The 6,460-nt window shown below is 72.2% G+C and carries 7 protein-coding genes; 3 read left to right on the forward strand and 4 right to left on the reverse strand.

Going from position 1 to position 6,460, the window contains the following annotated elements:
• Positions 1-145: 145 nt before the first annotated feature.
• The 3 genes from ACRDSK_RS30640 to ACRDSK_RS30650 form a co-directional block, all read right to left on the reverse strand.
• Positions 146-631, reverse strand: coding sequence for an NADH-quinone oxidoreductase subunit B family protein (locus tag ACRDSK_RS30640; protein ID WP_431444878.1), 486 nt, complete (start codon positions 629-631; stop codon positions 146-148).
• A gap of 106 nt (positions 632-737) precedes the next feature.
• Complete coding sequence (locus tag ACRDSK_RS30645) at positions 738-1,274, reverse strand: hypothetical protein (protein ID WP_431444879.1); 537 nt, start codon at positions 1,272-1,274, stop codon at positions 738-740.
• A 3-nt stretch (positions 1,275-1,277) separates the two neighbouring features.
• Positions 1,278-2,396, reverse strand: coding sequence for a low temperature requirement protein A (locus tag ACRDSK_RS30650; RefSeq protein ID WP_431444880.1), 1,119 nt, complete (start codon positions 2,394-2,396; stop codon positions 1,278-1,280).
• A 55-nt stretch (positions 2,397-2,451) separates the two neighbouring features.
• On the opposite strand from ACRDSK_RS30650, the gene speB reads away from it, so the two are divergent.
• Positions 2,452-3,480: an agmatinase gene (gene speB, locus ACRDSK_RS30655; protein WP_431444881.1), complete on the forward strand. Its 1,029-nt coding sequence runs from the start codon at positions 2,452-2,454 to the stop codon at positions 3,478-3,480.
• Positions 3,473-3,883: an MmcQ/YjbR family DNA-binding protein gene (locus ACRDSK_RS30660; RefSeq protein ID WP_431444882.1), complete on the forward strand. Its 411-nt coding sequence runs from the start codon at positions 3,473-3,475 to the stop codon at positions 3,881-3,883. The genes speB and ACRDSK_RS30660 overlap by 8 nt, the downstream gene beginning before the upstream one ends.
• A 6-nt stretch (positions 3,884-3,889) precedes the next feature.
• Here ACRDSK_RS30660 and ACRDSK_RS30665 read toward each other — a convergent pair whose 3' ends face one another.
• Complete coding sequence (locus ACRDSK_RS30665; protein WP_431444883.1) at positions 3,890-6,193, reverse strand: discoidin domain-containing protein; 2,304 nt, start codon at positions 6,191-6,193, stop codon at positions 3,890-3,892.
• Positions 6,194-6,341: 148 nt separating this feature from the next.
• Between ACRDSK_RS30665 and ACRDSK_RS30670 the strand changes: the two genes are divergently transcribed.
• On the forward strand, positions 6,342-6,460 hold a 119-nt coding region (locus tag ACRDSK_RS30670; RefSeq protein WP_431444884.1), incomplete at its 3' end, for a hypothetical protein.

The following is a 6,460-nucleotide window of genomic DNA, read 5'->3' on the forward strand; positions in this document are numbered from 1 at the left end:
ACGCCGGCGACGCCGGCCAGCGCCGTACCGAACCCGGCCGCCGGCACCCGCAGGCGCGCGCGCAACAGGTAGTCCGGCAGCGCGCCGGCGAGGGCGGCGAGCACGCCGAGGACCGCCGCGGCGGCGAGGAACGAGGCAGCGAGGTTCATCGACCGGTCAGCCTTCGCAGGCCCTCGGCGATCGCCTCGGGCCGGGGCGGACAGCCTTCGATCTCGAGGTCCACGGGGACGACGTCGCGCACGGCGCCGGTCACCCCGTAGGCGCCGGCGAACACGCCGCAGTTGCGTGCGCAGTCGCCCACCGCGAGGACGGCCTTGGGCCCGGGCACCGCGTCGTAGGTGCGGCGCAGGGGCTCGGCCATGTTGCGGGTGACCGGGCCGGTGACCAGCAGGGCGTCCGCGTGCCGGGGCGAGGCGACGAGCCGTGCGCCGTACCGCTCGGCGTCGTAGACGGGCCCGAACGCCGACCCGATCTCTACTTCGCAGCCATTGCAGGAGCCCGCGTCGACGTGGCGGACCTGAACCGAGCCGGAGAACTCGCCGGCCACCGACAGCAGCCCGTACCCCGGCCGGCCCGGGTCGCGCTCGGCCACCCGTCCGGTCCTGAAGATCCTGCGCAACATTGCCAGCATGTCCGCTCCCCGCCCCGATCCGGTGATCCGTGTGGAAGAGGCGGACACAGTACCGAGCAAGGGTGACCGTCAGTCAACCAGTCAGGTGCTGGGTCGTTGCTTTGTGCTACTTGCTGGGGTTCACCTTGGGCGTCGACGGGGGCGGGCCGTGGATGTCGCCCTGCTCGATCTTGCCGCCGAACTTGTCCTGCAGCGGCGAGATCTCGGCCAGCGTGTTGCTCGTGATCACCCATCGCTCGCCGACGAGGTAGACGCCGCCGTAGTACTTGGAGTGCTCGAGCCAGGCGTCCAGGCCATCCTCGGTGTCGAACTCGGACATCACGACGTTGCGGCCCTGGTACTCGCAGTGCGCCTGCCGGTAGTCGGCGAACTTGCCGGCGAGGTTGGCCTTGCAGCCCAGGCCGCTGGCCAGCTGCTGGACGGTCATCGGCTTCGAGGGCTTGCTGGGCAGCACGGACAGCGGGACCTCGTCGTGGCCGCCGGTGCCGGCGTGCCCGCGACCGCCCTCGGACGAGCTCGCGCCGCACCCGCCGAGCAGCAGCCCGGCTGCGAGCGCCAGCGCCGGCACGGCCCACCTGCGGGACCGAACGTCCCGCGGGCGCGCGCGAACCAGGAAGGTCGTCACGAACTCAGATACGTACACGAGCTACCTTCCGTTCAACGCGGGCGCCCGGGACACGAGGACGGCGCCGGCCAGCACGACCGCGCCGACCAGCAGCATCAGCCAGCCGCCGGCCAGTAGCCCGGCCGGCACGCACAGCAGCGCCGTGGCCGCCGCCACCAGTCGCGACCAGGGCCAACCCGGCGCCAGGGCTCGATGGAACGCGGCCAGCCCGACCAGGTAGGTCACCAGGCCGAGCGGCAGCAGCCACAGCTCGAAGTCGTGCAGCGGCTCGGTGAAGTACGTGATCGCCTTCTTCATGCCGACCGCGGCCATGGTCACCCCGATGATCACGACCAGGTACGCGAAGCCGAACGACAGCAGCGCCGCCAGCCCGCGCCGCCGCGGCGGCATCGCGTCGAGCAGCTCCTCGCTGTCCAGGCCGTCGCGCTCGAAGTAGAGCCACCACATGCCCGCGCTGACCGCGAGCGCCAGCACCGACCCCAGGACCAGCGGCAGGACCTCGCCCCGCTCCGACGCGACCGTGCCCACCGCGATGATCGACTCGCCGAGCAGGATGATCAGCGCCAGCGCATGACGCTCCACGAAGTGTCCGGCGCCGATCACGAACCCGCCGATGCCCACCAGGAACGGCGAGGCGTAGTGCAGACCGACCGCGGCCAGCAGCACCCACGGCCGGGCGGGCGGCGACACGATACCGGCGACCACCACCAACAGGGCGGCCACCACGTTGATCGGGCCGAGCCGCAGGATCGCGCCGCGCCCGGACGTGCCGAGGAACGCGGCCAGGTGCACCGTCACCACGACCAGATAGGCGAGGCCGAGGATCAGCCCGTACGGCCCCTCGTCGTAGAACCGGGGCACCGCGAGCGACATGACGAAGTACGCGGCCATGCCGGTGAGCAGCAGCAACCTCGGCGCGGTGCGGCTCAGGTCGAGCGAGTTGGTGAGCCAGGCGTACCCGCCGTACATCCACCAGATGATCGCCAGCAGGCCGACGGCCCGGGCCAGCCCGGGCGCGGACGGGTCGGCGGTGAGCACGGCCGCGACCTGGGTGATCGTGAACACGAACACCAGGTCGAAGAACAGCTCCAGGGGCCGCACCCGCTCGGCCGGCGGGGACGCGGCACTCGACGTGGTCATCGCGCTGATCGTAAAGGGCGGCGCCACGAACAGAGCCAGCGAATAAGGTCGAGCCATGGCACGGTACGGCGCACAGTTCGGTCCGGACATCACCTTCCTCGGCGTGCCCCGCTGCGACTGGGCCGACGCCTCGACCTACGCGGACGCCGACGTGGTGATCATGGGCGCACCGTTCGACGGCGGCACCTCGCACCGGCCCGGCACCCGGTTCGGCCCGCAGTACATCCGGCAGTCCTGCTACATGCCCCAGGACGGCTCCCGCCCCTCGCTCGCGCTGCGCGTGGACGGCCTGAAGGATCTGGCCGTGTACGACGCCGGCGACGTGGAGATGTACTCCGGCGACGCGGAGCGCTCCGTCCGCGACCTGCAGCACGCGGTGCACACGGTGACCGCGAAAGGCGCGATCCCGCTGGTGCTCGGCGGCGACCACACGATCGCCTGGCCGGACGCGGCGGGCGTCGCTCAGCACGTCGGCCAGGGCCGAGTGTCGATGATCCACTTCGACGCGCACGCGGACACCGGGCACATCAACTTCGGCTCGCTGGTCGGCCACGGCCAGCCGATGCGCCGGCTGCTCGAGTCCGGCGCGGTGCGCGGGGACCGCTTCCTGCAGATCGGGCTGCGCGGCTACTGGCCGGAGCCGGAGACGCTGGACTGGATGGCCGAGCAGCGGATGCGCTCCTACGAGATGACCGAGATCGTCGCCCGCGGGCTCGAGGAGTGCCTGACCGAGGCGTTCGGCATCGCCACCGACGACTGCGACGGCGTGTTCCTGTCGGTCGACATCGACGTCTGCGACCCGGGCCACGCGCCCGGCACCGGCACCCCCGAGCCCGGCGGCCTGACCGGGCGCGAGCTGCTCGACTCGGTGCGCCGCATCGCCTACGAGCTGCCCGTCGTCGGCGTCGACCTGGTCGAGGTGTCGCCGCCGTACGACCACGCCGAGCTCACGTCCTTCCTCGCGAACCGGGTGGTGCTGGAGGTGCTGTCCGGCATCGCCCGCCGGCGCCGGGACGCGGCGGACGGCACCACGTGGGACCCGACGCGGCCCCTGCTCGCGGACCGGCCGGATCGCCGTGGCTGACTACCTGGACGTCCCGCCCGAGGTCCTCGTCCGACTCCGCCCGATCTGCCTCGGACTGCCCGAGGCCTACGAGGAGCCGGCGTGGGTGGGCACCCGGTGGCGGATCCGCAAGCGGACGTTCGCCCACGTTCTGCGGGTCGCGCCGGGCCAGCCGCCGGTGCACGCGAAGGAGGCGTCCGTCGACGGGGAGAGCACGGTGCTCACGTTCCGGTCGCGGAGCCCCGAGCTCGAGGTGCTGACCGACACCGGCTACCCGTTCTACCGCCCCGCGTGGGGCCGGGACGTCGTCGGCATGATCCTCCACGCGGACGTCGACTGGTCCGAGGTGGCCGAGCTGCTGACCGAGAGCTACTGCGTCCAGGCCCCGCACAAGCTGGTGGAGCAGGTCCGCCGACCCGACTGACCGGCGTCAGGTCGAGTACACCTCCAGCTCGGCGAGCTGGCCCGCGGGCCAGCCGGTGTTCGCGGTGAACGTGAGACGCAGGTGGCGCTGGTCGCCCGGCGCGACGGTGACCGTCGCCGTGTTGCCGCTCGCCGGGTCGAAGGTGTGACCGGCCGATGCACTCAGCGTCGTCCAGGTCGAGCCGTTCGTGCTGCCCTGCACGGACAGCGTCTGCGTCCGGGCCGCCCACGCGGCCGCGGGCGGCAGCCGCAGCACGACCCGCCGGACGGTGTGGGTGGCGCCGAGGTCGACGGTCAGCGACTGCGGGAACGCGTTGTTGGTGCTCTCCCAGTAGCTCTCGGCACTCCCGTCCACCGCGTTGCCGGGCGGGAAGCCGCCCTGGCTGCCGGTAGCGCTGATCTGCTTGCGCAGCGCCAGGTTCCCATCCGTCGGCGGGTCCGGCGGGTCGGTCGGGTCACCGCCGTTGTCGCCGCCGTAGACCGGGGGCGGCCACGGGCCGCAGTAGGTCGAACCGAACCCGGAGTTGCCGCCCAGGTCGACGAGGCCCGCGGGGACGTCCGGGGACATGCAGTTGTAGATGCCGGCCACGCCGATGCCGGTGGCCACCACGTCGCGCATGGTGCCGGTGGCCCGGGTCTGGAACTGGAAGGCGAACGTGCCGGCGCCGGTGATCCGGATGTCGTCGAAGTGCACGTCGTTCGTGGAGCCGTCGATGAACTGGATCGCCTCGTGGTTGCTGTCCAGGATGTCCATGTCGGACACCTCGATCCGGCCGGTGAGCGGCGAGTCGCGGCCGTCGAACCACAGCGCGCCGACGCCGAACTGCCAGTTGGAGTCGAGCACCCCGGAGCGGATCGTGGTGTTGCGGGCGACCGTGGTGGTGCCGCCGAGCGGGACGGCGCTGAACCGGTTCGCGATGTGGATCCCGCCGCCCTGGTCCTGTGTCTCGGCCACCACGTTGTCGGTGACGCTGATGTCGCTGCCGCCGTAGATCGCGATGCTGTTGGCCAGGATCGGCGCGATGACCGTGTTGAAGGAGAACGTGTTGCGCTGGTCGGGCTGGCTCTCCGACCACATCGCGAGGCCGTCGTCCCCGCTGTTGCGCACGAAGTTGTCGGTCACGACGGTGTCCGTGACGCCGCGGTGGAGGTTCAGCCCGTCCGCGGTCTGGTCGAGGATCCGGTTGCCGCGCACGGTCAGCCCGGAGAACGGGCCGTCGAGCCAGAGACCGACCTTCGTGTGCTGGAGCCACAGCCCGGACACGACCGAGTCGCCGCCGAGCGCGCCGCCGATGGCGTTCGACTGGTCGCAGTCGACCCGCTCGGTGACGTCGCCGATGATCGCGAAGTCGTGCAGCCCCACGGCGGCGCTCACCCCCGGCACCTCGGGGTTGCCGGGGTAGCCCGCGTGTCCGCAGCTCGCCGGCTCGCCCTTGCCGAACAGGCCCGGCCGGCTGCCGCGCAGCTCGGTGTGCCACATGCCGGCGCCGCGAATGGTGATCCGGTCGACGGTGATGTGCCGGTTCAGCGTGAACACGCCGGCCGGGAGCCAGACCTCGCGGCCCGCACCGCGGGCGGCGGCGATCGCGGCGTCGAACGCCGCCGCGTCGTCGGTGCCGTCGCCGGGCGTGGCGCCGTGGTCGGTCACCGACACCGAACCGGGCGGCCGCTGGGCCGGACCGGCGACCTGCTCGAAGTCGGCGAGGTCGACCGTGGTCGGGGTGCCGCCGCCGTCGAGCTGCAGGCGGACCTTGGTGCCGACGCCGAGCGTGGTGGGCAGCAGCGCGCGGGTCTCGTCGTAGAAGTGGTGCGCCTTGCCGTCGCTCGGCCGGTTCGTGAACGGGTACGAGCCGTAGTACCAGCCGTAGCGGGAGGTCAGCGCGAGGTCGCGGTTCTTCGTGCCGTCGACGTAGAGCCCGATCGTCGAGTCGATCCCGGTGCCGGCCGAGTTGTCGGGGAGGCTGTAGCGGAAGTCGATCGCGTTGGCCGGCGCGGTGAGGGTGAACTCGACGTACTGGCCGGAGCCGGACAGCGTCACGGCCTTGCGGCCCGACGCCTCGCCGGGCAGCGTTCCGGCCCGGCGGTCGGGCCCGATCACGGAGCCGTTGGTGGTGGCGGTCTCGGCCTCGTGCTCGACGAACGGCACGGTCGCGCCGCGGCCGGCGACCTGCAGGGCGGACGGGGTGGCGGTCGGCCCGGTCGCGGCCGGGGCGGCCGCCGCGGTGACGAGACCCGGGGCCGAGAGCGCGGCGGACATGAGCACGGTGACGGTGGCGGCGCGAAGCGCGCGAGCAGGGGACACGGGCGACACTCGCCTTCCTTGGCTGTGTGCAGGGAGCCTTCGTGTGACCTGGATCATACAAATCGTGGACAGAGATGCGCAAGAGTTGTACTGAGTTACGAAAATTTCCGACCCTGATAGCCGTCGATAGGCTGACGCGGTGGACCCACGCCGTCTCGTGCCGAGGACCGACGAGGTCCTGGCCGACCCGCGGCTGGCGGCGGCGGTGGCGCGGGTGGGGCGTCCGGCGGTGAAGCAGGCCGTGGTGGCCGCGCAGGAACGGGCGAGGTCCGGCGC

This window comes from Actinophytocola sp. (genome assembly GCF_050699915.1).
GTDB lineage: Bacteria > Actinomycetota > Actinomycetes > Mycobacteriales > Pseudonocardiaceae > Actinophytocola.

Excerpts from the sequence above, each read along its gene's own strand:
- ACRDSK_RS30650 (WP_431444880.1), bottom strand. The coding sequence starts at position 2,396 with ATGACCACGTCGAGTGCCGCGTCCCCGCCGGCCGAGCGGGTGCGGCCC.
- speB (WP_431444881.1), top strand. The coding sequence starts at position 2,452 with ATGGCACGGTACGGCGCACAGTTCGGTCCGGACATCACCTTCCTCGGC.
- ACRDSK_RS30640 (WP_431444878.1), bottom strand. The coding sequence starts at position 631 with ATGCTGGCAATGTTGCGCAGGATCTTCAGGACCGGACGGGTGGCCGAG.